The 23,831-nt window shown below is 41.9% G+C and carries 28 protein-coding genes; 1 reads left to right on the forward strand and 27 read right to left on the reverse strand.

Features of this window, described 5'->3' with window-relative positions; all coding sequences use genetic code 11:
* The 4 genes from M1F37_RS02420 to cdaA all read right to left on the reverse strand — a co-directional run bounded on the left by M1F37_RS02420 (window position 1) and on the right by cdaA (window position 3,448).
* Window positions 1-375 carry a DUF1149 family protein gene (locus M1F37_RS02420; RefSeq protein WP_247934573.1) on the reverse strand — a complete coding sequence of 125 codons (375 nt, stop codon included), beginning with the start codon at window positions 373-375 and terminating at the stop codon, window positions 1-3.
* Between the two features lie 73 nt (window positions 376-448).
* The gene (gene glmM / locus M1F37_RS02425; protein ID WP_247934574.1) at window positions 449-1,801 is read right to left on the reverse strand and encodes a phosphoglucosamine mutase; all 1,353 of its coding nucleotides are present in this window, start codon (window positions 1,799-1,801) and stop codon (window positions 449-451) included.
* 23 nt (window positions 1,802-1,824) lie between these two features.
* Complete coding sequence (locus M1F37_RS02430; RefSeq protein WP_247934575.1) at window positions 1,825-2,604, reverse strand: YbbR-like domain-containing protein; 780 nt, start codon at window positions 2,602-2,604, stop codon at window positions 1,825-1,827.
* Window positions 2,591-3,448: a diadenylate cyclase CdaA gene (gene cdaA, locus M1F37_RS02435; RefSeq protein WP_247934576.1), complete on the reverse strand. Its 858-nt coding sequence runs from the start codon at window positions 3,446-3,448 to the stop codon at window positions 2,591-2,593. Before cdaA ends, M1F37_RS02430 begins: the two co-directional genes overlap by 14 nt.
* Window positions 3,449-3,586: 138 nt before the next feature.
* Here cdaA and M1F37_RS02440 point away from each other — a divergent pair, with 138 nt between their 5' ends.
* The gene (locus tag M1F37_RS02440) at window positions 3,587-4,555 is read left to right on the forward strand and encodes an NAD(P)/FAD-dependent oxidoreductase (protein WP_247934577.1); all 969 of its coding nucleotides are present in this window, start codon (window positions 3,587-3,589) and stop codon (window positions 4,553-4,555) included.
* 33 nt (window positions 4,556-4,588) lie between these two features.
* Here M1F37_RS02440 and whiA read toward each other — a convergent pair whose 3' ends face one another.
* The 23 genes from whiA to pepV all read right to left on the reverse strand — a co-directional run bounded on the left by whiA (window position 4,589) and on the right by pepV (window position 23,830).
* Window positions 4,589-5,500, reverse strand: coding sequence for a DNA-binding protein WhiA (gene whiA / locus M1F37_RS02445; RefSeq protein WP_247934578.1), 912 nt, complete (start codon window positions 5,498-5,500; stop codon window positions 4,589-4,591).
* Window positions 5,497-6,474, reverse strand: coding sequence for a YvcK family protein (locus M1F37_RS02450; protein WP_247934579.1), 978 nt, complete (start codon window positions 6,472-6,474; stop codon window positions 5,497-5,499). The genes whiA and M1F37_RS02450 overlap by 4 nt, the downstream gene beginning before the upstream one ends.
* Window positions 6,471-7,361 carry an RNase adapter RapZ gene (rapZ, locus tag M1F37_RS02455; RefSeq protein WP_247934580.1) on the reverse strand — a complete coding sequence of 297 codons (891 nt, stop codon included), beginning with the start codon at window positions 7,359-7,361 and terminating at the stop codon, window positions 6,471-6,473. Before rapZ ends, M1F37_RS02450 begins: the two co-directional genes overlap by 4 nt.
* A gap of 51 nt (window positions 7,362-7,412) precedes the next feature.
* Window positions 7,413-7,793: a RidA family protein gene (locus tag M1F37_RS02460; RefSeq protein ID WP_247934581.1), complete on the reverse strand. Its 381-nt coding sequence runs from the start codon at window positions 7,791-7,793 to the stop codon at window positions 7,413-7,415.
* 9 nt (window positions 7,794-7,802) lie between these two features.
* Window positions 7,803-8,390 (reverse strand): ribosome biogenesis GTP-binding protein YihA/YsxC, encoded by a 588-nt coding sequence (gene yihA, locus M1F37_RS02465; RefSeq protein WP_247934582.1) that lies wholly within the window; start codon window positions 8,388-8,390, stop codon window positions 7,803-7,805.
* An 8-nt stretch (window positions 8,391-8,398) separates the two neighbouring features.
* Window positions 8,399-9,631, reverse strand: coding sequence for an ATP-dependent Clp protease ATP-binding subunit ClpX (clpX, locus tag M1F37_RS02470; RefSeq protein WP_247934583.1), 1,233 nt, complete (start codon window positions 9,629-9,631; stop codon window positions 8,399-8,401).
* Between the two features lie 36 nt (window positions 9,632-9,667).
* The gene (locus M1F37_RS02475) at window positions 9,668-9,838 is read right to left on the reverse strand and encodes a hypothetical protein (protein WP_000442261.1); all 171 of its coding nucleotides are present in this window, start codon (window positions 9,836-9,838) and stop codon (window positions 9,668-9,670) included.
* A complete protein-coding gene (locus M1F37_RS02480) occupies window positions 9,838-10,344 on the reverse strand; it encodes a dihydrofolate reductase (RefSeq protein WP_247934584.1) in 507 nt (168 codons plus the stop codon). Before M1F37_RS02480 ends, M1F37_RS02475 begins: the two co-directional genes overlap by 1 nt.
* 130 nt (window positions 10,345-10,474) lie before the next feature.
* Window positions 10,475-10,993 (reverse strand): Dps family protein, encoded by a 519-nt coding sequence (locus tag M1F37_RS02485; RefSeq protein WP_000229863.1) that lies wholly within the window; start codon window positions 10,991-10,993, stop codon window positions 10,475-10,477.
* Window positions 10,994-11,223: 230 nt separating this feature from the next.
* Window positions 11,224-12,834, reverse strand: coding sequence for a GH25 family lysozyme (gene lytC, locus M1F37_RS02490; protein ID WP_247934585.1), 1,611 nt, complete (start codon window positions 12,832-12,834; stop codon window positions 11,224-11,226).
* A gap of 37 nt (window positions 12,835-12,871) precedes the next feature.
* Window positions 12,872-13,630 carry a triose-phosphate isomerase gene (gene tpiA, locus M1F37_RS02495; protein ID WP_247934586.1) on the reverse strand — a complete coding sequence of 253 codons (759 nt, stop codon included), beginning with the start codon at window positions 13,628-13,630 and terminating at the stop codon, window positions 12,872-12,874.
* Window positions 13,631-13,727: 97 nt separating this feature from the next.
* The gene (locus M1F37_RS02500; protein ID WP_247934587.1) at window positions 13,728-14,405 is read right to left on the reverse strand and encodes a DnaD domain-containing protein; all 678 of its coding nucleotides are present in this window, start codon (window positions 14,403-14,405) and stop codon (window positions 13,728-13,730) included.
* 8 nt (window positions 14,406-14,413) lie between these two features.
* A complete protein-coding gene (gene metA, locus M1F37_RS02505; protein WP_001122699.1) occupies window positions 14,414-15,358 on the reverse strand; it encodes a homoserine O-acetyltransferase MetA in 945 nt (314 codons plus the stop codon).
* A 182-nt stretch (window positions 15,359-15,540) separates the two neighbouring features.
* Entirely contained in the window at window positions 15,541-16,053 is a 513-nt protein-coding gene (locus M1F37_RS02510) for an adenine phosphoribosyltransferase (RefSeq protein ID WP_001049318.1), read from the reverse strand.
* Window positions 16,054-16,234: 181 nt separating this feature from the next.
* Window positions 16,235-16,924, reverse strand: coding sequence for a 50S ribosomal protein L1 (gene rplA, locus M1F37_RS02515; RefSeq protein WP_001085675.1), 690 nt, complete (start codon window positions 16,922-16,924; stop codon window positions 16,235-16,237).
* A gap of 97 nt (window positions 16,925-17,021) precedes the next feature.
* Complete coding sequence (gene rplK, locus M1F37_RS02520) at window positions 17,022-17,447, reverse strand: 50S ribosomal protein L11 (protein WP_001085807.1); 426 nt, start codon at window positions 17,445-17,447, stop codon at window positions 17,022-17,024.
* A gap of 122 nt (window positions 17,448-17,569) precedes the next feature.
* Window positions 17,570-18,286 carry an LD-carboxypeptidase LdcB/DacB gene (gene ldcB / locus M1F37_RS02525; protein WP_247934588.1) on the reverse strand — a complete coding sequence of 239 codons (717 nt, stop codon included), beginning with the start codon at window positions 18,284-18,286 and terminating at the stop codon, window positions 17,570-17,572.
* A 44-nt stretch (window positions 18,287-18,330) separates the two neighbouring features.
* Window positions 18,331-18,759: an HIT family protein gene (locus M1F37_RS02530; protein WP_247934589.1), complete on the reverse strand. Its 429-nt coding sequence runs from the start codon at window positions 18,757-18,759 to the stop codon at window positions 18,331-18,333.
* A gap of 1 nt (window position 18,760) precedes the next feature.
* Window positions 18,761-19,798 carry a M42 family metallopeptidase gene (locus M1F37_RS02535; protein WP_247934590.1) on the reverse strand — a complete coding sequence of 346 codons (1,038 nt, stop codon included), beginning with the start codon at window positions 19,796-19,798 and terminating at the stop codon, window positions 18,761-18,763.
* 211 nt (window positions 19,799-20,009) lie between these two features.
* Complete coding sequence (gene brnQ, locus M1F37_RS02540; RefSeq protein ID WP_247934591.1) at window positions 20,010-21,335, reverse strand: branched-chain amino acid transport system II carrier protein; 1,326 nt, start codon at window positions 21,333-21,335, stop codon at window positions 20,010-20,012.
* 166 nt (window positions 21,336-21,501) lie between these two features.
* Window positions 21,502-21,789 (reverse strand): rhodanese-like domain-containing protein, encoded by a 288-nt coding sequence (locus M1F37_RS02545; protein ID WP_247934592.1) that lies wholly within the window; start codon window positions 21,787-21,789, stop codon window positions 21,502-21,504.
* On the reverse strand, window positions 21,786-22,376 hold the full coding sequence (locus M1F37_RS02550; protein ID WP_247934593.1) for a uracil-DNA glycosylase family protein: 591 nt from the start codon (window positions 22,374-22,376) through the stop codon (window positions 21,786-21,788). Before M1F37_RS02550 ends, M1F37_RS02545 begins: the two co-directional genes overlap by 4 nt.
* Before the next feature lie 53 nt (window positions 22,377-22,429).
* Complete coding sequence (gene pepV, locus M1F37_RS02555; protein ID WP_247934594.1) at window positions 22,430-23,830, reverse strand: dipeptidase PepV; 1,401 nt, start codon at window positions 23,828-23,830, stop codon at window positions 22,430-22,432.
* Window position 23,831 lies beyond the last annotated feature (1 nt).

Here is a 23,831-nt window from a genome sequence, read left to right on the forward strand (position 1 = left end):
TTAGAACTCCAAATTGATTCCTGGTAAGTCTAATGCAATTTCAGTTACTTCGTAAGTCAAACGGTTGAGCATGTTCAAACTTGGACGAGCCAAAGTTTCCACTTCTTCTTGGCTCAATTCACTTGGTTCATTGACAATACGACCATCGATATGATTCACCTGTGAAATGGTTCCACTGATGACAAACTTATCAAATACAATCATAAAAGTCAAGATAACAATCAAGGAAGTCACTTGATTTTCTTGGTCATGTTGAATCAATTGGAAGTTCACATCCACCTTAGTTTCAGGAGCTCCATTTTCATTTTCCCATTCAAAATTACGCGCATCAAAATGATACTGACTAACAAATTCTTGTTCACGTTTAAGATTCATGTCTTTCTCCCTCGGCTACAATATTATATGCTATTGTACCATAATTTTTTATTTTCATCTAGTTTTCTAGGATTTAGTCAATCCCGATTTCAGCTCGAACTACGTCTGCAATAGTATCAACATAGTAGTCCACTTCTTCTGTTGTAGGCGCTTCTGCCATAACTCGCAAGAGGGGCTCTGTTCCACTTGGGCGAACAAGAATACGGCCATTCCCCGCCATTTCTTCTTCCATCTTCTCGATAATAGCCTTGATAGCTGGCACTTCCATGGCCTTTTCCTTCATAGCATTTTCCACTCGGATATTGACTAATTTTTGTGGATAGATAGTTACTTCTGCTGCCAACTCTGACAAGCTCTTACCAGTTTCCTTCATGATTTTGGTCAATTGGACAGCGGATAATTGACCATCACCAGTTGTATTGTAATCCATCAAGATAACGTGACCAGACTGTTCACCACCGAGGTTGTAGCCTGATTTTCTCATTTCTTCAACAACGTAGCGGTCGCCAACTGCAGTAACTGCCTTGTTAATACCTTCTCGGTCCAAGGCCTTGTGGAAACCAAGGTTAGACATCACAGTTGTCACAATTGTATTTTGAGCCAATTGTCCTTTTTCAGAAAGGTATTTCCCGATGATGTACATAATCTTGTCACCATCAACGATGTCGCCATTTTCATCAACAGCAATCAAGCGGTCACTGTCTCCGTCAAAAGCCAAACCAATAGCTGAGTCGCTTTCTTTGACCACTTCTTGAAGGGTTTCTGGGTGGGTTGAACCAACATTAAGGTTGATATTAAGACCATCTGGTGTTTCCCCGATAACAGTCAATTGAGCGCCAAGATCCGCAAAGATTTGACGGGCACTTGTAGAAGCTGCACCATTGGCTGTATCCAAAGCAACCTTCATTCCTTCAAGAGGAGCTCCAGTTGAAACAAGGTAGCCTTCATACTTACGCAAGCCTTCTGGATAATCTACCAAGGTTCCCAATCCTTCTGCGCTTGGACGAGGAAGAGTGTCTTCCGCAGCATCTAGCAAGGCTTCAATTTCTGCTTCTTTTTCGTCATCTAGTTTGAAACCATCACCACCAAAGAACTTAATGCCATTATCAAGGGCTGGGTTGTGGCTAGCAGAAATCATGACACCGGCACTTGCTCCTTCTGTCTTGACCAAGTAAGCGACTGCTGGTGTTGCCAAAACGCCTAGTTTGTATACGTGAATTCCTACTGAAAGGAGACCTGCCACCAAGGCCGATTCTAGCATTTCTCCTGAAATACGTGTGTCACGCCCTACAAAGACTTTCGGTGCTTCCGTTTCATGTTGGCTAAGAACATAACCTCCGAAACGTCCTAGTTTAAAGGCCAATTCTGGCGTTAGTTCTACGTTAGCTTCTCCACGGACTCCATCAGTCCCAAAATATTTACCCATTTTATAAAATCCTTTTCCTATTTTTAATTCGTTTTTGAACTAGTTGCTTTCGTTGACGAAGATGTCTCTGACAAACTGCTTGTAGTTGAATTTGATGTGCTTGAACTTGGTGCCACAGGTTTTGTCGTCACCTTCATTGTTGTATCAAATGGAGTGATAACTACTGGTAATACAACACCATTTCGGTCGATTGCCTGCAAAGGTACTGAACCACTGTAATGACCTGTTATACGTTCGCTAGTTGGTAAAAGCGCAATAACTTTGTCAATCTTAGCCAATGTTTCTTGGTCAGTTGTGACAGAAACCCTTTCATTTGACACGGTTACACTATCGATTTGTAACTTGGGATCAATCTGGTTTTGATCAACTTGTGGCACAACAATCATCCCATCTCGCTTAACCTTCTTCCCAACTTTCACTGTAATCTTTTGAGGCGTTGCCACAGCAGTCATTCCACTTGGAAGATTTTCAATATTCAAGGGAACTTCAATCGTTCCAACACTGGCATCCGTCAAATCCGCTGTGACCTTAAACTTACGAGTGCTTTCCTGCATTTCGCTGGCCAAGCTTACACGATTAGCTCCGGTTAATATCACTGAAACTTCTGATGCAAATCCGCTAATGAAATACTGGTCATCATCATAGTGAATATCGATAGGAACGTTCGTTATCGTATTGGTGTAGGTTTCTGATTTAACCTGCCTTGCGGTATTGCTATTTTGAAAGTTGGTTGACGTTGCATAGATGAATAAGACACAAGCAAAAAAGAGAGATGAAATGATATATAAACTATTTTTTCTCATATTTCCAACCTCCTAGCAAACGGTCCTTGAAACCGGCTTTTTCCTCAACAGCTGGCAAAAGAATTCTTCTTAGCTCTGCTTCAAATTCTTCAATCGTCAAATCATGCTTGAAGACCCCATTGTAAGTAATAGAAATACCACCTGTTTCCTCTGAGACGATGAAGGTCAAGGCATCAGACACTTCTGATAAGCCAATAGCCGCCCTGTGTCTGGTCCCAAATTCCTTGGAAATCCCTGTGCTTTCTGTTAAAGGCAGGTAGGCAGAGGTTACTGCAATTCGATTTCCTCTAATAATCACAGCACCATCGTGTAGGGGAGTGTTGGGGATAAAGATATTAATGAGGAGTTCTGCTGAAATGTTGGCATCCAAGGGAATCCCTGTCGCAATGTATTCTTGCAAGGTGCGAACTCGTTGAATGGCAACTAGGGCACCAATCTTACGAGGACTCATATATTCAACAGATTTGACAAAGGCACGAATCATTTGCTCCTCTGCACTAATTTGAGTAGTAGAAAAGAAATCTGTCGCCCTTCCCAAGCGTTCCAAACCAGTCCGAATCTCTGGAGAGAAGATAACAACCGCAGCAATAACCCCGTAAGTGATAATCTGATTAATCAACCAAGAAATCGTTGTCAAGCCAAGGATATTGGCCACAACCTGGGCTAATACAAAGATCACGACCCCCCGCACCAAAATCATAATCTTGGTACCAGCTATCGCTTTTGTAAAACGATATAAAATATAGGCCACAATCAAAATATCAAACACATTGATGGCAATACTCCAAGGACTAGAAAACAAGCTAGTCCAATATTGCAGGTTGGATAATTGTTGAAAGTTCATCTGCTGTCTCCTCTCTGTCCAAACACGTTCCTTTCTATTATACCATTTTTCTGGCATTTTTTTCCCTATCCTACTTCATTTTAAATTAAGGAAAAAATATGATAAAATAAACTGACTAGAAAAAACAAAGGAGAAACCATGTCTCAACTCTATGATATTACCATTGTAGGTGGTGGTCCTGTCGGTCTTTTTGCGGCCTTTTACGCCCACCTTCGCCAAGCCAAAGTTCAAATCATCGACTCTCTTCCCCAACTAGGTGGACAACCTGCTATTCTCTATCCTGAAAAGGAAATCCTAGACGTACCAGGTTTCCCAAACCTGACTGGAGAAGAGTTGACTAACCGCTTGATTGAACAGTTAAACGGTTTTGATACCCCAATTCACCTCAATGAAACGGTTCTTGAGATTGAAAAACAAGAAGATGGCTTTGCCATCACAACTTCTAAAGGAAGTCACCTGTCTAAAACAGTTATCATCGCTATGGGTGGCGGTGCCTTCAAACCACGTCCGCTGGAACTTGAAGACGTTGAAGACTATGAAAATATCCACTACCACGTTTCCAACATCCATCAATATGCTGGTAAGAAAGTGACGATTCTTGGTGGGGGAGACTCAGCTGTGGATTGGGCTTTGGCTTTTGAAAAAATCGCACCAACTACCCTTGTTCACCGCAGAGATAATTTCCGTGCCTTAGAGCATAGTGTCCAAGCCTTACAGGAATCATCTGTAGCCATCAAAACACCATTCGTCCCTAGCCAACTCCTTGGAGATGGACAAACGCTTGATAAACTGGAAATCACAAAAGTCAAATCTGATGAAACAGAAACGATTGACCTAGACCACCTCTTTGTCAACTATGGTTTTAAATCTTCTGTTGGTAATCTTAAAAACTGGGGTCTGGACCTCAACCGCCACAAGATTATTGTTAACAGCAAACAGGAATCAAGCCAAGCAGGTATCTATGCTATCGGTGACTGTTGCTACTATGACGGAAAAATTGATCTGATTGCGACAGGTCTCGGAGAAGCTCCAACTGCTGTCAACAATGCCATCAACTACATTGACCCTGAGCAAAAAGTACAACCAAAACACTCTACTAGTTTATAAAAAAGAACCACGAGTCACATAGGATTCGTGGTTTTATAGTTCATCTGCTATCTTATTGATTTTTCTGAGTCTGTGGTTAACACCACTTTTGGTCAGAGGAGTGCTGAGGCTATCTGCTAACTGCTGGATAGAGTAGTCTGGGTGCTGAATCCGCAACTGCGCTACCTCCTGCAAGTCCACTGGCAGATTTTCTAAGCCCATGATGTCTTTGATTTTGCTGATATTGTTGATGGTCTTCATGCTAGCAGAAACTGTCCGAGCAATATTAGCTGTCTCGGCATTATTGGCCCGATTGAGGTCGTTACGGGTTTCTCGTAAAATCTTAACCCTCTCAAAATCGTCACGCGCCTTCATGGCTCCAATTACTATCAAGAAGTCCATAATGTCTTCGGCACGCTGGAGATAGGTCACAGCTCCCTTCTTTCGCTCAAGCACTTTGGCATCCAGTAAAAATTGCTGGAGAAGGGAGGCAATCCCTTGCGCGTGGTCAAGATAAACAGAACTGATTTCCAACTGATACTTGCCTGACTCAGGGTCACGAATGCTCCCATTTGCCAAGAAAGCACCACAGAGATAAGCACGACCCGCTTCCTCATCCGATAAAATCTCCTCATCAATACCTGTTTCCAGGCCAAAGAAGGAGTCTGCCAAGTGCAAATCACTCAACAAGTCCTGCACCTTTTCATCAGTAAAGACAGTATAGACCCGATTCTTGCGGAGATTGCTCCGTTGGTGGTGGCGAATTTCCGATTTGATTTCATAGAAATGGAGAAAGGACTCATAGAGGTGACGAGCCAGCTTGGCATTTTCTGTCACGACAGACAAGGTCAAACCCGAAGTCAAGAGACCGATGCTACCAGACATCTTGATAATGGCAGATAATTCATGACGACTTAGATGGTGCTGACCTAAGATTTCTTCTTTTACTGCTACTGTGAAACTCATTTTCTCACCTGTATAATCCGCATCAATTCGTCCACAATCAAATCCCCATCATGGAAGGCACCCCCATTTTCCAGACGAAGGAAGTTGGATGAAATCACACGCGGAACTTGCTTACAAAGACCAGAAAAATCGTGTTCCACCTGCACCAAGTATTCATCAAAGCGGTTGGAATTCATGTATTCCTGAGGAACTTTTTCGATATTCACCAAGACAGTGTCGATAAAAGGTCGACCAAGATGACAATGCAAGACCTCCACGTGATCACTATCTGTAAAGTGTTCCGTCTCCCCACGTTGGGTCATGATATTGCAGACATAGGCGATTTCTGCCTTGGTTTCCAAAAGCGCCTGCCCGATTTCCTTAATCACGATGTTAGGTAAAATAGAGGTAAATAGAGAACCAGGTCCGAGGACAATCATGTCACTTTCAAGAATGGTCTGCACCACTCGACGACTAGCCAGAGGCGTATCATCGTTTAGGGTATTGGTCACATAGACATGGTCAATCATACCTGGATGGTCTGCAATATGACTCTCTCCAGCGACTTCTGTCCCATCCTGAAAGACTGCATGCAGGGTCAAAGGATGGTCACTGGAAGGATAAATCTTTCCAGTTGTATGGAAAAATTTGCTCAATAACTGCATGGCATTATAGGTCGAACCCTGCATTTCTGACAGACCTGCAATGATGAGATTGCCCAATGGATGGCCAGCAAAGGCTCCTGCATCCTCAGAAAAGCGGTACTGAAAGACCTTCTCATAGAACTTAGGCATATCCGACATGGCCACAAGGACATTACGAAGATCACCTGGCGGTGTCAATTGTTGCATATTTTTTCGGAGTTCACCTGATGAACCACCATCATCCGCCACCGTTACGATAGCAGCGATTTCCACATCTTTTTCACGCAGACTTTTAAGAATGACGGGGATCCCAGTTCCTCCACCAATCACCGTTATCTTTGGTTTTCTCATGAACGGTTTACCGTTTCCTTTCTTCGGTCTTTGTCACGATGTCCTTCATTGACAGGCCAATTCTTGGATAAGTCTTGTGCCAAGCGTTTGGCAAAGGCCACACTACGGTGTTGCCCACCCGTACAACCCATGGCAATGGTCAAAACAGACTTCCCTTCCTTTTGGTAACTTGGCAAAATCGGCTCAATCAAGGCCAACAAATGTTGATAAAAATCTTCTGACTCAGAATGGTTCATAACATATTCATAAACTGGTTCATCTACACCCGTTTGATTTCGTAACTCTGGAAGGTAGTAGGGATTTGGTAAGAAACGAACATCAAAGACCAAGTCCGCATCAATCGGAATTCCATATTTAAAGCCAAAAGACATGACCTCAATACGGAAAGACTGGGCTTGCTCTTGATCTGAAAACTGCTCTGCAATGGTTTTACGCAGCTCACGCGGAGTGAGTTCAGTTGTATCCACCACATTTTGGCTCATGTTTTTCAAAGGTGCCAAGAGTTCACGTTCCAGCTTAATCCCATCCAAAATCCGTCCATCTGCAGCTAGAGGGTGGCTCCGTCTGGTTTCCTTATAACGAGCAACCAATTCCTTATCTGCTGCATCCAAAAAGAGAATTTTAAAGTCCAGTTCTTCCTTGTTTTCCAACTCATCCAAAACAGCTTGAATCTCTGAGAAGAAAGAACGGCTCCGCATATCCACTACCAAGGCCAACTTATGGTCGTCTTCCTTTGTTTCCACCAACTGCAAAAACTTAGGCAAGAGAGCTGGCGGCATATTATCAATAGTGAAATATCCCAAGTCCTCGAAGGACTGAATGGCCACTGTTTTCCCAGCACCACTCATCCCTGTCACAATCACCAAGTGAAGTTGTTTCTTTGTCATCTTTTTCTCCTTATATCAAAAGAAGTTTGGCAACACCAAACTTCAACTAGCTTATCCAATCTCTGCGATGACTTCAATTTCGACTTTTACATCACGAGGAAGACGAGCTACTTCCACAGCTGAACGAGCTGGAAATTCCTCTTTGAAGGCCGTTTGGTAAACCTCGTTAAAAGGAACAAAGTCTTTCATATCGCTCAAGAAGCAAGTTGTTTTGACAACATGGTCAAAATCTGTTCCTGCTTCTGCCAAAATAGCACCGATGTTTTTCAAGACTTGTTCTGTCTGTTCTTGGATTGTTTCTCCAACGATTTCCCCAGTTTCAGGAGATAGGGGAACTTGACCGCTAGCAAACAAAAGATTGCCAACGATTTTTCCTTGAACATAAGGCCCGATAGCCTTTGGAGCTTTATCTGTATGAATTGTTTTTGCCATTTCTTTTCCTCACAATTTTTCTAAGATTGCATCCCAAGCCTCATCCATCCCTGCCTTGCTGACAGATGAAAAGAGGATGAAGTCGTCACTTGGGTCAAAGTTTAATTTCTTTTTGATTGCTGATTCATGCTTGTTCCATTTACCACGAGGAATCTTGTCTGCCTTAGTCGCAACGATGATGACCGGAATCTCATAGTACTTGAGAAATTCGTACATCTGCACATCATCTGCTGACGGGTCATGACGAAGATCCACCAAACTGACTACCACACGGAGATTTTCCCGAGTTGTTAGATACTCTTCAATCATACGCCCCCACTTTTCACGTTCCTTTTTGGAAACGCGGGCATAGCCATAGCCAGGCACATCCACAAAGCGCATCTTGTCGTCAATATTAAAGAAGTTGAGTAACTGGGTTTTCCCAGGCTTCCCTGACGTACGAGCCAGATTCTTACGGTTCAGCATGGTATTGATAAAGCTAGACTTACCAACATTGGAACGCCCTGCTAGGGCAATCTCTGGCAGTTCATCCTGCGGATAGTGGGACTTATTTGCCGCACTGAGTAAGATTTCTGCATTGTGTGTATTAAGTTCCATAGTCACCTCTAGGCTGTCTCTAGAATTGGCTTAGCCGTTCCATCGACAGCTTCTTTTGTGATGCGGACCAATTTCACATTTTCCTGACTCGGTACTTCAAACATAACGTCCAGCATGGTTTCTTCGATAATCGAGCGAAGACCACGCGCCCCTGTCTTGCGTTCAATGGCTTTATTAGCAATTTCTTGAAGGGCTTCGTCGTCAAATTCCAACTCGACATCATCATAAGAAAGCAAGGTTTGGTATTGTTTGACCAAGGCATTTCTTGGTTCTTTTAAGATGCGAACCAAGTCTTCAACCGTCAATTGCTCAAGAGCTGCAAAGACAGGCAAACGTCCAATCAACTCAGGGATAATCCCGAATTTTTGAATATCTTCTGCGATGATTTCTTGCATGTAAGAGCTGTTTTCGTCAATCGCCTTGTTATTTTGACCAAAACCGATAACCTTTTCACCCAGACGTTGTTTGACGATTTCTTCAATACCATCAAAGGCACCACCCACGATGAAGAGGATATTTTTAGTATCCACTTGAATCATTTCTTGTTGCGGATGCTTGCGTCCACCTTGAGGCGGTACGCTGGCAACAGTTCCCTCGATAATCTTAAGAAGGGCTTGTTGCACCCCTTCACCAGAAACGTCACGTGTTATCGATACGTTCTCGCTCTTCTTAGCAATCTTGTCAATTTCATCCACGTAGATAATCCCGCGCTCTGCACGTTCGATGTTAAAGTCAGCAGCCTGCAAGAGTTTGAGGAGGATATTTTCCACGTCCTCACCCACATAACCAGCCTCAGTAAGAGCAGTCGCATCTGCAATAGCAAAAGGCACATTCAAGCTCTTAGCCAAGGTCTGAGCAAGGAATGTTTTCCCTGAACCAGTTGGGCCAATCATCAATATGTTTGACTTCTGCAAATCCACATCTTCTGACTCTTCACGCGTATCGTGGAAATTGATGCGTTTGTAGTGGTTGTAAACCGCCACAGCCAAGGCACGCTTGGCACGATCTTGACCGATTACATAGTGGTTCAAGATATGGAGAAGTTCGATTGGTTTTGGAACTTCTGACAAGTCTGCCAAGACTTCCTCAGCCAACTCCTCCCGAATGATTTCCTGGGCTAACTCTACACATTCATTACAGATAAAGGCGTTGTTGCCTGCGATTATTTTTTGTACTTCTTCTTGGCTTTTGCCACAAAATGAGCAATAAACCATCATATCATTATTCCTAGTTGTAGGCATGATTTCCTTCCGTTCTATTCTATACTATCATTCTATCTAAAATAAGGTCATGTAAAAGGCATGAACACTATTGACCAAATTGGTAAAGGCATTTAACCAGAGCAGGACAGAAAGTCCATAACGCTTTTTACGAAAAGCCTGTGCTCCAGCAAGCAAACAGACCAAACACAACATGGCTGTGAAAAAACCAAATATACTACGTTCCATTAGACTTCCTTTCTCTTGCGGTATTGGATGGTAAAATCATAAGGATTTTTCTCATCTTTGCTATAGGATTTGCTTGAAACTGTCTCAAAAAGAGACAGATCAAACTCTTCAGGAAAATAGGTATCTCCCTCCACCCGAGTATGAATGTGAGTCACAATCACTTCATCCAAATAGGGTTCAAAAGCCTGAAAAATCTGCTTCCCACCGATAATATAGAGATTCTTGTCTTGACCCTGATACCAGTCAAGAACAGACTGGACATCCTGAAAAGTAACAACCTCGTCTATCTTTTCTTCTGGGTTACGAGTCAAAATCAGTGTCTCCCGTTTTGGAAGCAAGCGACGTCCCATCCCATCAAAGGTCACACGCCCCATCAAGATAGCATGATTCAGAGTTGTTTCTTTGAAGTGTTGCAATTCTGCTGGCAAATACCAGGGCAGACGATTGTCCTTACCAATCACACCCTCTTCATCCTGGGCCCAAATAGCTACGATTTTCTTAGTCATGCTTCCATCCTTTTCACTGATAGTACTATTTTATCAAAAAACTCAAAAAAAGACTGGTTTGGAATAGCTTACAGAATAGAAAAAATCTGTAAGAAAATTCCTACAGATTTTTATATGATTATTCTATTTCTTACAAACCAGGTGCTTGTCCAAGTTCTGCAGCAAGCATCCAGACTGTTTTTTCAAGGTCAGCCTTAGCTCCAACAAAGATATCATTGGTTACATCATCGCCTTCTTTATCTGTCACATCCAAAGCTTCTTGGAAAAGAGTGATGAGGTAACGATAAATTTCAAGGACACGTTCCAAACTTTCTTCTACATTGCGGAACTCTCCAACTTCTTCTTCGATTTCACTGTTTTGAAGGAATTCTGTCAATGTAGAGAATGGGCTTCCACCAAGTGTAATCAAGCGTTCGCTGATTTCATCCAAGTGACCATCAAGAGCATCCATGTACTCATCCATTTTTGGATGCCATACAAGGAAACCACGACCACGCATGTACCAGTGTACTTGGTGCAAAGCCACGTGAGCCACGTATAAATCAGCAACAGCTTGATTCAATACTTCCTTTGTTTTTGCCAATGCTACTGGCGCTGATTTTGTTAATGATGCTACATCTTTTACTGCTTCTTTTTTCAATTCTACCATTTTCTTTACCTCGTTCATTATTTTTTGTAACCACTTCTTAATGATTACTACTTTAGTATACCACTAAGAAAAACCAATAGCAAGCCAAATGACCCACATGAGAAAAGTTGCAATAGACTGATAATTTAAGAATTTTTTAAAATAAAACACAGTCACTTTCAAACTCTCTTAACAGAGATAAAATAAAGAAAAGAGCATACAATTGTACACTCTTTTCTCGGTTTTACATCTTAATACCAAACACTAATATCAACACGACCTCGGATTCCTTTTAGGTATTCAGATGAAGAATATTGCCATCCTTTTTCTCCTGAATAATGAGGATTATTCCAATCAAGTGCATCCGTATAGGCTGCAACCCAGTTGACATGTTGTAAAATATCTGGATGATTCAAACGAGTTTGCAAGAGTTGGCGATAGCTATAAACTTTCACATTTTGGTAACCAGCCTGCTTCATGGTTTCCATATACTTATTGATAATCTTGATCCAGATTCCAGTATCACTTGGAGCTCTCTTACTTTTATTGACATATTCCCAGTTCTCAACATCATAGTAGATAGGATATGACAAGTTCATCTTGTATTTTTTCAAGAGTTCAATAGTCTGATTGGCATCATCCTCAGCATCTTTTTCATTTTCGGCATAGGTATAAAGATAGACACCATAAGGAATACCCTGACGATTAAGTTCTTGAATATTGTAAGCCAATTCCTTATCTTCTACACCGCTATATCCCAGACGAACAATAACGCCATCAACCCCATTTTCCTGGATAACCTTTTTCCAATCACTAATGTGGCCATTGTGCTCGCTGACATCGATAACCTTCTTAGCCCGGTCTGTTCCGACCTGTTCTTCACGATGGTTAAAGAAGTAACGGTGTCCGTTTCGATAAACCCAACCAACATTCAAGGCTTTCTTTTCTTTCAGTTCCCCTGAATCAGCAAAAGTATAGCGAGTATCGTCCATAATTAACTCACCTGTTGCCATAGCACCACTTTCAGTAAGGTAGTAATTTCCATGCCACTCATCTTGAGCCATGTATCCCCACTTCTTGAAATAATACCACTTGCCATCAATCTTTTGCCACTGTTCATTAGCGTAAGAACCATCCGCCTTAAGATAGAACTTACTCTTATAATGATGATCGTAAAGCCATTCGTTTTGCATCATGGCACCTTGACCATTCAAGAAATAATTTCCTTGCCACTGACTTTTAGCCATATAGCCCCACTTCTTAAAATAGTACCATTTGCCATTGATTTTCTGCCATTCTTGATCTGCATAAGAACCGTCTGCCTTGAGGTAGAACCAGCTTTTATAATGGTCATCGTAAACCCATTCATTTTTAGCCATGTAACCACCCGCTTTGAGGTAATAGTTCCCATGCCATTCTTTTTGGGCATAACGACCATCTGCTTTTATATAGAACCAAGCCTTGTAGCTAGTATCGAAAATCCACTCGCTCTTAGCTTTTGAACCATCTGCTTTTACATAGAAGTCACCTTCCCAATGTGCTGATGTCGAATTTGGCTTACTTTCTTCTTTCTGACTACTAGCTCGCGTCTCTTTTACTTCTTCCTTTTTCTCTTGACGCTGACTAGAAGAAGTCTCAACTTTTTTCTCTTCTTCTTTTTGACTTGCAGTCGTTTCTGATTTCTTTTCTTCTAACTTACCAGAAGAAGCTTGAACACTGCTTTCTTCCGAAGATGCTTTCACTTCAGCTTCATTTGCAGCGACATGATTAACTGCCAAACCCAGTAAACAGAGACTTGCTAATCCAATTTTACCAATCTTTGTTTTCAATCTTTCCTCTCCTATAAAAAATGGAACAGACACCTGAATGCTGTTCCACCTAGCTTTTGCTGCTTACTAATTATTTTACAAAGTCAAGCAAAGCCAAGAAGCTCTCTGCTTCAAGTGACGCACCACCAACAAGGGCACCGTCAACGTCTGGGCAAGCCATGTATGAAGCAACGTTTTCAGGTTTAACTGAACCACCATATTGAACACGAACTTTGTCCGCAACTTCTTGACCAAAGTCAGCGGCTACAACGTCACGAACAACTTTACACATTTTTTGTGCGTCGTCTTGTGAAGCTGATTTACCAGTACCGATAGCCCAGATTGGCTCATAAGCGATAACTGTTGAAGCTACTTGTTCTGCAGTCAATCCTGCAAGAGCTGCTGAAACTTGAGCACCTACGAATTCAGCAGCTTTACCAGCTTCGTAAGTTTCAAGAGACTCACCACAACAGATGATTGGAAGCATACCGTTTGCAAAGATTGCTTTTGCTTTTTTGTTGATATCTTCGTCAGTTTCATGGAAGTAGTCACGACGTTCTGAGTGACCGATAACAACGTAGTCAGTACCGATTTCTTTCAAAACTTGTGGGCTTGTTTCACCAGTGAAAGCACCTGCATTTTCAAAGTAGCAGTTTTGAGCAGCAACTTTAAGGTTTGAACCTTTTGCAGCAGCAAGAACAGTTGTCAAATCAAGAGCTGGAGCTGCGATACCTGCTTCAACAAGATCTGATGAAGGAAGTTTTGATGCAACTGCTTCAACGAATGCTTTAGCTTCTTCTGGATTTTTGTTCATTTTCCAGTTACCAGCGATAAATGGTTTACGTGACATTTCACATACCTCTTTTTTCATTTTATTTTCTATTTATTTTATCACAATTAGACACAGCTTGCAAATCTTACTCGGATTTCAAGCCTGCTTACAAGGATTAATCCTTCCAGAGATCCATAGCATTTCTAAAATCTGCAGATACCTGTGTCAACTGAGGATTGCTTGCTTCTCTCTCTGCCCGTTTAGCCTCGATTTGAGCCACACTTTTGATACCTTCATGGCGCCAATTTCTCAAAATCGCCTGAATGTACTTCCAGTTTGGTTTGCCATTCAAAACCGCTTCACGAAGAGCTTCCTTAATCAAGTCAGCACTGGTTCCATCTTCCTTTAGCGTCTTGGTCAAATCCTCAATCTCAAAAGGAGTCAATAAGCGCCCTAACTCCTGCTGGAAAGTTTCCACCAAATCCTTAAGCTGGTTTTGGGGTGTCAGCTGGTCTGAACTTGAATGAACTACTCCAAGCAGGTCATCCAAACGTTCTAATGCCAAACTAGCATCAAAAAGCAATTCAATTTCACCATTCAATTCGATAGTTCGATACTGAAGCAGTCCCCTCTCCGTCAGATTGGAAATAGCCTGATTGACATCCGAAATTTCCTTGCCAATCCTTTCAGCAATCTGGCTTGGAGACATCTCTTCCAAACCTGTCGTATTTTGCAAATAGAAAAATTGCCAGACCAGAAAATCGTCGCTAGAAGGAAAGAGTTCCTTAAAATGCAAGAGCAGGGCACTCGGTAAAACCAAGTTCCCTGATTTAAAAGCGTCTAAATATGTCATAATTCCTCTTATAAATACCCAAATGCAGATGCATCATCTTCTATTTTTCTCCAGTCAAAAGGGGTTTCCTGATAGACTGCATAATTCACCCAGTTACTGAAAAAGAGAGCTGCAGATGAAGACCAACAAAGACAAGGTGTCTGGTTGACATCATCATCCTTAAAGTAATTTTCTGGAATATGTGGATCCAAACCTGCATCACGATCTCGGAAATACTCTTTTGCTAAGGTATCACGATCATATTCCAAATGCCCAAAACTATAAATTTCTCGTAAATCACGACTAGCCAAAATCGAAACCCCAACCTGAGGACCCTCTGATAAAATCTCGAGATTGGTTTTGTTTAAGACCTCTTCCTTAGAAATCTCCGTGTGCCGTGAATGAGGAGATACATAGCTATCGTCAAAGCCTCTAAAAAGAAGATGCCCTTCTTTTAAAGTATCTTGAGGATAGATACCCGATAACTTACTGTCCATCTGGTATTTTTCCACTCCATAACGCAGATAAAGCCCAGCCTGAGCACCCCAACAGATATGAAGGGTCGAATAGACATGGGTCTTGGACCACTCAAGCACCTGACTGAATTCCTCCCAATAGTCCACTTCCTCAAATGGTAAATGCTCAATCGGAGCCCCTGTGATAATCATCCCATCAAAATACTCGTCCTTGACTTCAGGAAAAGTTTTATAAAAGGTCTCCATGTGCTCTGCACGAGTCGTCTTGGAACGGTGGCTCTCCATATAGAGAAAGTCTATGTCCAATTGCAAAGGAGTATTTGCTAAATGCCGTAACAACTGGGTCTCTGTGACCACTTTTTTGGGCATTAGGTTTAAAATCAAAATTTTCAAGGGACGGATATCTTGGTGGGCCGCACGTTGATCATCCATGACAAAGATATTCTCTGTCCGTAAAATCTCAACAGCTGGCAATTTTTTATCAATTCTAATCGGCATAACCTTCTCCTAACTGTACTCTTTTAGAAATAATTGAATGTGTTTGAAGTCAAATCTCAAACACTTAGTCCTTTTATTATACTGCAAGAAGATATAGTTTTCAATTATAGTTTTTCTCTAACTAGCTATAGTCTATTTTTATATCCTAATGTAGAGAAAACAGCCCTAGGGACTGTTTTTCATTAATAATGCATGAGAACTTTGTAATCGTAGTCACCGATTTTTTCACGGCCGTTCAATTCATCCAATTCAACAAGGAAAGCACAACCTGCTACAACACCACCAAGTTTTTCAATCATCTCGATAGTTGCCTTAACAGTTCCACCTGTTGCCAAGAGGTCATCCACGATAAGAACTCGTTGACCTGGCTTGATAGCGTCAGCATGCATAGTCAAGGTATCAACACCGTACTCTTTTTCATAGTCAGCAGAAATGACTTCGCGTGGCAATTTACCTGGCTTACGAACAGGCGCGAAACCAATTCCCAACTCAAATGCAACTGGACAGCCCACGATAAAACCACGAGCTTCAGGTCCCACGATCATGTCGATTTTCTTGTCAGTAGCATACTGAACGATTTCACGAACAGCATAGCTATAAGCATTTCCATCAGCCATCAAAGGACTGATATCTCGGAAGGTAATACCCTCCTTTGGATAATTTTCAATTGTTGCAATATAATCTTTTAAATTCATCTTTTTTCTTTCTTTCAAAGTTTTTACTCTCTATTATACCATATTTTCTAGTAAAGAAGGAAGCAAAACTCCATTTCCTTTTTCAAGTCAGATGCAAAATAGTTCAGTTCTCCCTTCTTTGGATGCAAAAGCAAGCAAAAAACGAGCACTTTCGTACTCGTTCTCTGATATAAACTACTGATTAAAGTGAGTTTACGTCAACTTTGATACCAACACCTTGAGTAGTTGTGATAGTCAAGTTTGTTACGTAAGTTCCTTTAGCTGTAGCTGGTTTTGCTTTTTGGATTGTTTCGTTGAAAGCTTTAAAGTTTTCAACCAATTTTTCAGCTTCAAATGATACTTTACCGATGATCGCTTGAACGTTACCTGCACGGTCAGCACGGTAAGTGATTTTACCACCTTTAGACTCTTCAACTGCTTTAGCAACATCCATAGTTACAGTACCAGTTTTAGGGTTTGGCATCAAGTTACGTGGTCCAAGGACACGTCCAAGACGTCCAACAAGAGCCATCATGTCAGGTGTAGCGATAACTACGTCGAAGTCCAACCAACCGTCGTTGATTTTAGCAACAAGGTCATCTTCACCAACAAAGTCTGCACCAGCAGCTTTTGCTTCTTCAGCTTTTGCACCACGTGCGAAAACAAGAACGCGTGAAGTTTTACCAGTACCGTTTGGCAATACCATTGCTCCACGGATTTGTTGGTCAGCTTTTTTAACGTCGATATTCAAGTTGTAAGCAACTTCTACAGTTGCGTCAAATTTTGCAAAGTTAGTTTCTTTTGCAAGTGCTACAGCTTCTTCTACGCTGTATGCTTTTGTGCTGTCGATTTTCTCAAGAGCAGCACGAAGTTGTTTGCTTTTTTTAGCCATTTTCTATTCTCCTTGTAAGTGGTTCAATCGATTTTCATCTCCCACGTCACTTCTCGAAATGATGAAGTCTTGCGGGTTATATTGGGGGTGTTATTGATTAGTCAACAACAGTGAATCCCATAGAACGAGCAGTACCTTCGATCATACGCATTGCAGACTCTACGTTTGCTGCGTTCAAATCTGGCATCTTAGTTTCTGCAATTTCTTGTACTTGCGCACGAGTAACTGTAGCAACTTTAGTTTTGTTAGGTGTACCTGATCCTTTTTCAACACCTGCAGCTTTTTTCAAAAGAACAGCAGCTGGTGGTGTTTTGGTGATGAAAGTAAATGATTTATCTTCATAAACTGAGATAACAACTGGAATGATCATACCAGCTTGGTCAGCTGTACGAGCGTTGAACTCTTTTGTGAATCCCATGATGTTGATACCAGCTTGACCAAGAGCAGGTCCAACCGGTGGAGCTGGTGTAGCTTTACCAGCAGGGATTTGCAATTTTACAAGTTTTTCGACTTTTTTAGCCATTTTTAAATCCTCCTTTGTGGTTTTGGCGGTAATTAGAGATTTTTACCTCCCACAAGTATGCTTTACACATACTCATCTATTATACACTATTTATCTAGAATTGCAAGAGAAAAGTTTATTTTTTAATCTACGTAATCTCCGCCTTCAAAGCCATAGTACTCTTCCAAACTGAGACCACTCTCAGCAATTTCTTTTGCTTCTTTTCCGACATAACGAAGGTGCCATTCTTCAGCCATATAGCCTGTTTCCTTTTCCTTGCCTTTGAGATAACGGACAATAAAACCATAATCAGCCGCATGGTCCAAGAGCCATTGGGCTGCTTTTCCCTCTGTTACCAAATCACCATCAGTCCCAATAACATCAAAGGCCAAACCTGTTTGGTGTTCGCTATAGCCAGGACGGGCAGAGTAACGGTCAGCTGCTGCCTTCCCATCTTGGTTGACATAATCTTGATAGAGCTTGGTCTGAGTTTCATAACTTCTAAAACCACTATAATGGTCGCTAATCGGGAAACCTGCCTCTTGCATAGCTTTGATGAGTTTGACCAACTCAGCCTTGGCTGTTGGATTTTCCCCTGGATTGTAGTCTTTTGACAAGGGATAGTGTTTATTTGCTACAATAATTTCATCGTATTTTCCTTGGATGCTGTAATAGTCTCCTTTATTGACCACCTCTGCTTTTTTCTGGGCAGCCCCTTGAGACTTACTTCCGACTGTTCCATCAGCTTTGGCAGTTTGTTCTGTTTTAGCTGCTCCGTCTTCATTTTTTGCTTTTTCTTGTGAACAAGCTGCTAAACTCAAGGCTAGCAAGGCTGTCAAGACAAGGTATCTTTTTTTCATTTCTACTCCTTTATTTCTAATAGTTTATCTACTTCTGACAACAATCATTTGACTAATTTTTCAATCTCATCCGGTTTTGCTTGGCAGGTTTCTGCTGTCATTTCTTCAAAAGGAACCCACCAGACTGGACCACGTCCCTTGAGGCCGTGACCATTCATGTCACCTGTTCGTCTAGGGAAAATGTGCCAATGAAGATGGGCATCGCCATTGCCTAAAAGCTCGATATTGATTTTCTCAGCAGTAAAGGCCTTAGCAACTGCCTCTTGGACTAAACTCATTTCCTCTAGAAAACGGATTCTAGTTTTCTTCTCTAAATGATGCAATTCGGTGACATGCTCCTTGGCTAGAAAGAGACTATAGCCTTCAAAATACTGGTGGTCTCCAATGACAAGATAGCCTGTTTCCAACTCTTTGACAAAATAGGGATTTTCTCCCTTCTTGATGAATTCAATTCTCTGGCAAATAAGACACATATTAGTCTACCAATCCACTCTTAAGATAAGCATCAACCATACGTTCTGTTGCGACCACTGAGTCAATATGAGTGCGCTCATAAGAATGACTAGACTCGATACCAGCACCGAGAAGGGCATGTTTGACTTCTGCCCCTGCAGACATAGCCGCTGAAGCATCCGAACCATAAAATGGATAGATGTCCAGCTTAAATGGAATATCTTGGGTTTTCGCCAAGGCCACCAAATGTTGACGGAGGTCATAGTGATAAGGACCTGAAGCATCCTTGACACAGATAGATACTGTGTACTCATCTGTCTGCTGGTCATCTCCCATAGCTCCCATATCAACAGCCAGATATTCTACTACCTGAGCAGGAATATTAGAGTTGGCACCGTGTCCCACTTCTTCAAAAACTGAAAAAGCAAAATGGGTTGTTACTGGCAATTCAATCTTCTCTTCCTTATAAATACGAAGCAGATTGAGCAGAATCGCTGCGCTGACCTTATCATCCAAATGACGAGACTTGATAAAACCTGTCTCTGTCACGACAGTTCGTGGATCAAAGCTGATAAAATCACCGACCTCAATCCCCAAGGCACGAGTTTCTTTTTCATTGGTTACTTTTGCGTCTAAACGCACTTCCATATTATCCTGCGTGCGTTCTGCAGTTCCTGCATCCTTGTAGACATGGCAAGAAGTTTGGTGGATGAGGATGGTTCCCGATATCTTTTGACCTGTACTTGCTACATGAACGGTACAGTTTTCTCCTTCAATCATGTTCCAAGGGAAACCACCTATACGATCCAATTTGAGACGGCCATCTGGTTTGACAGCACGGACAATGGCACCTAGGGTATCCACATGAGCAGTCACATAGCGGTGCTCTTCGTCATTTTGACCTTTGATGGTTACATTGACACCGCCCTTGGCTGTGCGAACCGGCTGGTACCCAAAACCTTCTAAAGTTTTGACTAAATAGTCCGCAATCTCACGAGTGAAGCCCGTTGGCGACGCAATGGCTGTTAGTTCTTTGATATATTCTACTGTTTGATTCATTTCTTCACCTCTTTTGCTACCTATTATAACACATTTATCATCGGATAAAAAAAGAAAATCACTCCTGTAGACTTGGCTACAAAAGTGATTTTATACTCTTCAAAAATCTCTTCAAACCACGTCAGCTTCCATCTGCAACCTCAAAACAGTGTTTTGAGCAACCTGCGGCTAGCTTCCTAGTTTGCTCTTTGATTTTCATTGAGTATTATCATTATTCCATTTCAAAAACATCGCTTTCTTGCTTGTTTGGTAGAACCAATGAGAGCAAAATTCCGACGATGGCTGGCACCAACCATGGAAGAGATGCCTTGGCAAAAGGAAGAGCATTGACAAGATTTGCAAGAAACTCAACCTTAAATGAGCTTCCTAGTACGCTTGCAATGGCAATAGCTGTAACAACAGCAATTGTCAACTGCATACCTGGTTTTGAAAGAGCGACAAATTTGTTGACAATAACAATCATAACGATGGCAATCGTGATTGGATACAAGATAACTAGTACTGGAATTGAGTACTTGATAATCGCATCAAGACCCAAATTGGCAATGGCAAATCCAATCAAGGTAAAAGCTGTCGCATAAACCTTGTAGCTGATTTGTGGGAAGCGTTCATTAAAGAACTCAGCTGTTGACACAATCAGTCCAACTGTCGTTGTGAAGCAGGTTACAGTAACCATAGCTGCCAGGAAGAGTTGAGCTGTTGAGCCAAAGATTTCTTGGGTAGCTTGTGACAAGATGTAAACACCTGGTGTTCCACCCTTCATCGCTTCAGCTGGTACTGGGAAATGATTTCCAAGGAAACCTAAACCGATGTAAAGAGCGCTGAAGGCAAGGGCAACAACGATACCAACAACCCAAATGGTTGAAATGTATTCTTTCTTACTTGAAAATCCAAGCTGTTTCAAGGTTTGAACTGCGATTACACTGAAGGCAACTGAGGCAAGGGCATCCAAGGTATTGTAACCTTCTAGGAAACCTGTACCAAAAGCAGAAGCTAGATAAGCAGCTGAGGCAGCTTGAGGGCTTGTTCCACCGTATTTGATAGCTCCTAGAACAACCAAGATAACAATCAAAATCGCAAAAACTGGCGTTAAAATACGGCCGATACGGTCCAAGATTTTTGATGGATTAAGCGAAATTAGATACGCTGCCGCGAAATACAAAACAGTAAAGACAATCAAACCAAGACCTTTATTTGCATCCGACAAAAGTGGGCTAATCCCTACTTCGTAAGCTGTTGTAGCGGTACGTGGGATAGCAAAGAATGGACCAATTGACAAGTAAAGAACTGAGAGGTAAAGAGTCGCAAACCAAGGCGCTATCTTTGTTGAAATCTCGTAGATATATCCTTTAGGATTTAGCGTTCCAATAATAAGAGTCAAGACGGCGATACCGACACCTGAAAAGACAAAACCTGCGATGGCAGGAAGAAAATGTTCTCCAGATAGAGCACCTAGAGAAGGCGGAAAAATCAAGTTCCCCGCACCAAAAAATATTCCAAACAGGAGTAAACCTGTTAGGGCACCTTTTTTAGCCATGTAAATCTCCTTCATATTTATAAAATACTGACCTAGTATATCATGAATAGGAGTATGAAAAAAGCTTCACGAAGTAAATATTGAATGTTTTCAAGATTCAGAAAAACGAGAATTATCTAAAAATAAAACTCTCCTACCCAGATCACACCAAGTAGGAGAAATACGTTTAGAGTTCTTCAAAGGCAGTCATGCCACCTTGGACATTGATAACCTCATAACCTTGTTCTGATAGGAATTGGCAAGCACGCGCCGATCTCATTCCAGATTTGCAAATGACATAATGCAAGTGGTTCTTGTCCAACTGATCATATATATCAGCCAATTGACTCAGCGGTAGGTTGTGGGCACCTTCTAAATGAAGAGTTTCAAACTCTTCCACTTCTCTCACGTCCACTAGAGAAAGTTGGTCGTTTTGGTAAAGCTGGTAAAATGCGTCAAAGGAAATTTCTTTCATTCTTTTTCTCCTAAAATAGTTTTAATTCTTTTTTTCAAATCTGGCACCACTTCTGACTCAAACCAAGGATTTTTGGCCATCCAGATTTGATTTCGTGGTGATGGGTGTACCAGTGGAAAATAGGTTGGCAAGTAGTTCTGGTAATATTTTACCCGTTCTGTCACCTTACCACTGACTTTCTCCTTTAAATAGTAGGCCTGGGCATATTGCCCAATCAAGAGGGTCAATTGAATATCGGGCAATTCTTTCAAGAGCTGCGGATGCCATTTTTCTGCAAAGCCAGTTCGCGGCGGTAAATCACCCGACTTGCCATGTCCTGGAAAATAGAAATCCATAGGCAAAACAGCAAAATAGCCTGAATTGTAAAAAGTGTCTTCATCCACGCCTAGCCAGTCCCGCAGACGATCACCACTCTTATCTTTCCAGTAAAGGCCAGCTTCTTGGGTTTTAAGTCCCGGTGCCTGACCGATGATATTGATGCGAGCAGTCTTTGGCGCTGCAAAGAGAGGCTCTATCCCGCGTTCGGTATAGCTGGCATTCTGCGAATCCGCCATGATATCCTGCTTGATTCTTTCGATTTGAGACATCTACTTTCCCTCCAAAAAGAAGTCTAAGCATACCATCTCAGACTTCTATCGTTTTATTTGATCAATTCGTAAATAGCTTCGGCATAGATTGCTGCTGCTCGGAAGAGATCGTCCAAGGCGATAAATTCATTGGCTTGGTGCATGGTGTCAATTGAGTCTGGGAACATGGCACCGTAGGCAACCCCACGTTCAAGCAAGCGACCAAAAGTACCACCACCGATAACTTGCTCGTGACCTTGAAGACCTGTTTGCTTTTCATAGACATTCAACAAGGTTTGCACAAGTGGATCTTCCATTGATACATAGTGAGGTGTGTGACCATGTTCTGATAAGCTAACAGAAACAACTGGCAAGTCTTCAAGAACTGACTTGATTTGCTCTGGGCTCGTTCCTTTTGGATAACGGAAGTTGAGGGCAATGGTATTATCAGCACTTGCTTCGTCAAAGCGGAAGACACCGGCATTCATAGAAAGAGCACCCATCTTTTCATCCACATGAGCCACTTTCAAGTTTTTGCCTTCATGGTCATTTAAGAGAATCTTACCAGCAATGTCAAGGTAGTCTTTTGCAGGTCCTTCAAAAGCAAACTGGCTGAGGAAGAGGGCAAGATAAGTTGCACCATTGACACCTGAAGCAGGCATAGCACCGTGGGCAGATTTACCGATAATCGTAACCTTATACTGACCATTTTCTTCTTGGATTTCTCCTCTAAGTTTGTGCTCTGCAACAAAAGCATCTAGTTTCGCTTGCAAGTCAGCCAAGTCACCTGAAACGACTGCAGTTGCTGATTCAGGAACCATGTTTTCACGCAAACCACCTGAGAAGCTGTGAAGACGAGCTGCACCAGTATTTTCACCTGCAAAATGGAGATATTCTGTGATATTTCCTTTTTCACCATTGATGATTGGGAATTCAGCATCTGGAGAGAAACCAAAGTCTGGTTTTGCTAGTCCTACATGTTCAAAGTAGTAGTCCATATCTGCCCAACCTGATTCTTCATCAGTTCCGACAATAAAGCGAACTTTCTTAGAAGTTGGAAGGCCCAATTCTTTGATGATTTTCAAACCATAGTAACAAGCTGTTGTAGGTCCCTTGTCATCAGAAGCACCACGCGCATAAAGGCGACCATCTTTGATAGTTGGTGTGTATGGATCTGTATCCCAACCGCTACCAGCAGGCACTACGTCCATGTGGGCAAAGATTCCGAGAACTTCTTCTCCTTGACCAAACTCAAAATGTCCTGCATAGTTGTCAACATTTTTTGTTGGGTAACCATCACGGTCTGCGATTTCAAGGAATTTTTCCAAGGCTTTCACTGGACCAGGTCCAAAAGGATGTTGCGCATCAGCCTTGCTGTCATCACGTTCTGAATTAATTTCCAATAGACTGAATAGGTCAGCCAAGAGGGCTTCTTTGCGTTTTTCTACTTCTGCTGTAAAATCAATAACTGTCATT

This window comes from Streptococcus mitis, assembly GCF_023109105.1.
In the GTDB taxonomy this organism is placed as follows: Bacteria; Bacillota; Bacilli; order Lactobacillales; family Streptococcaceae; genus Streptococcus; species Streptococcus mitis_BW.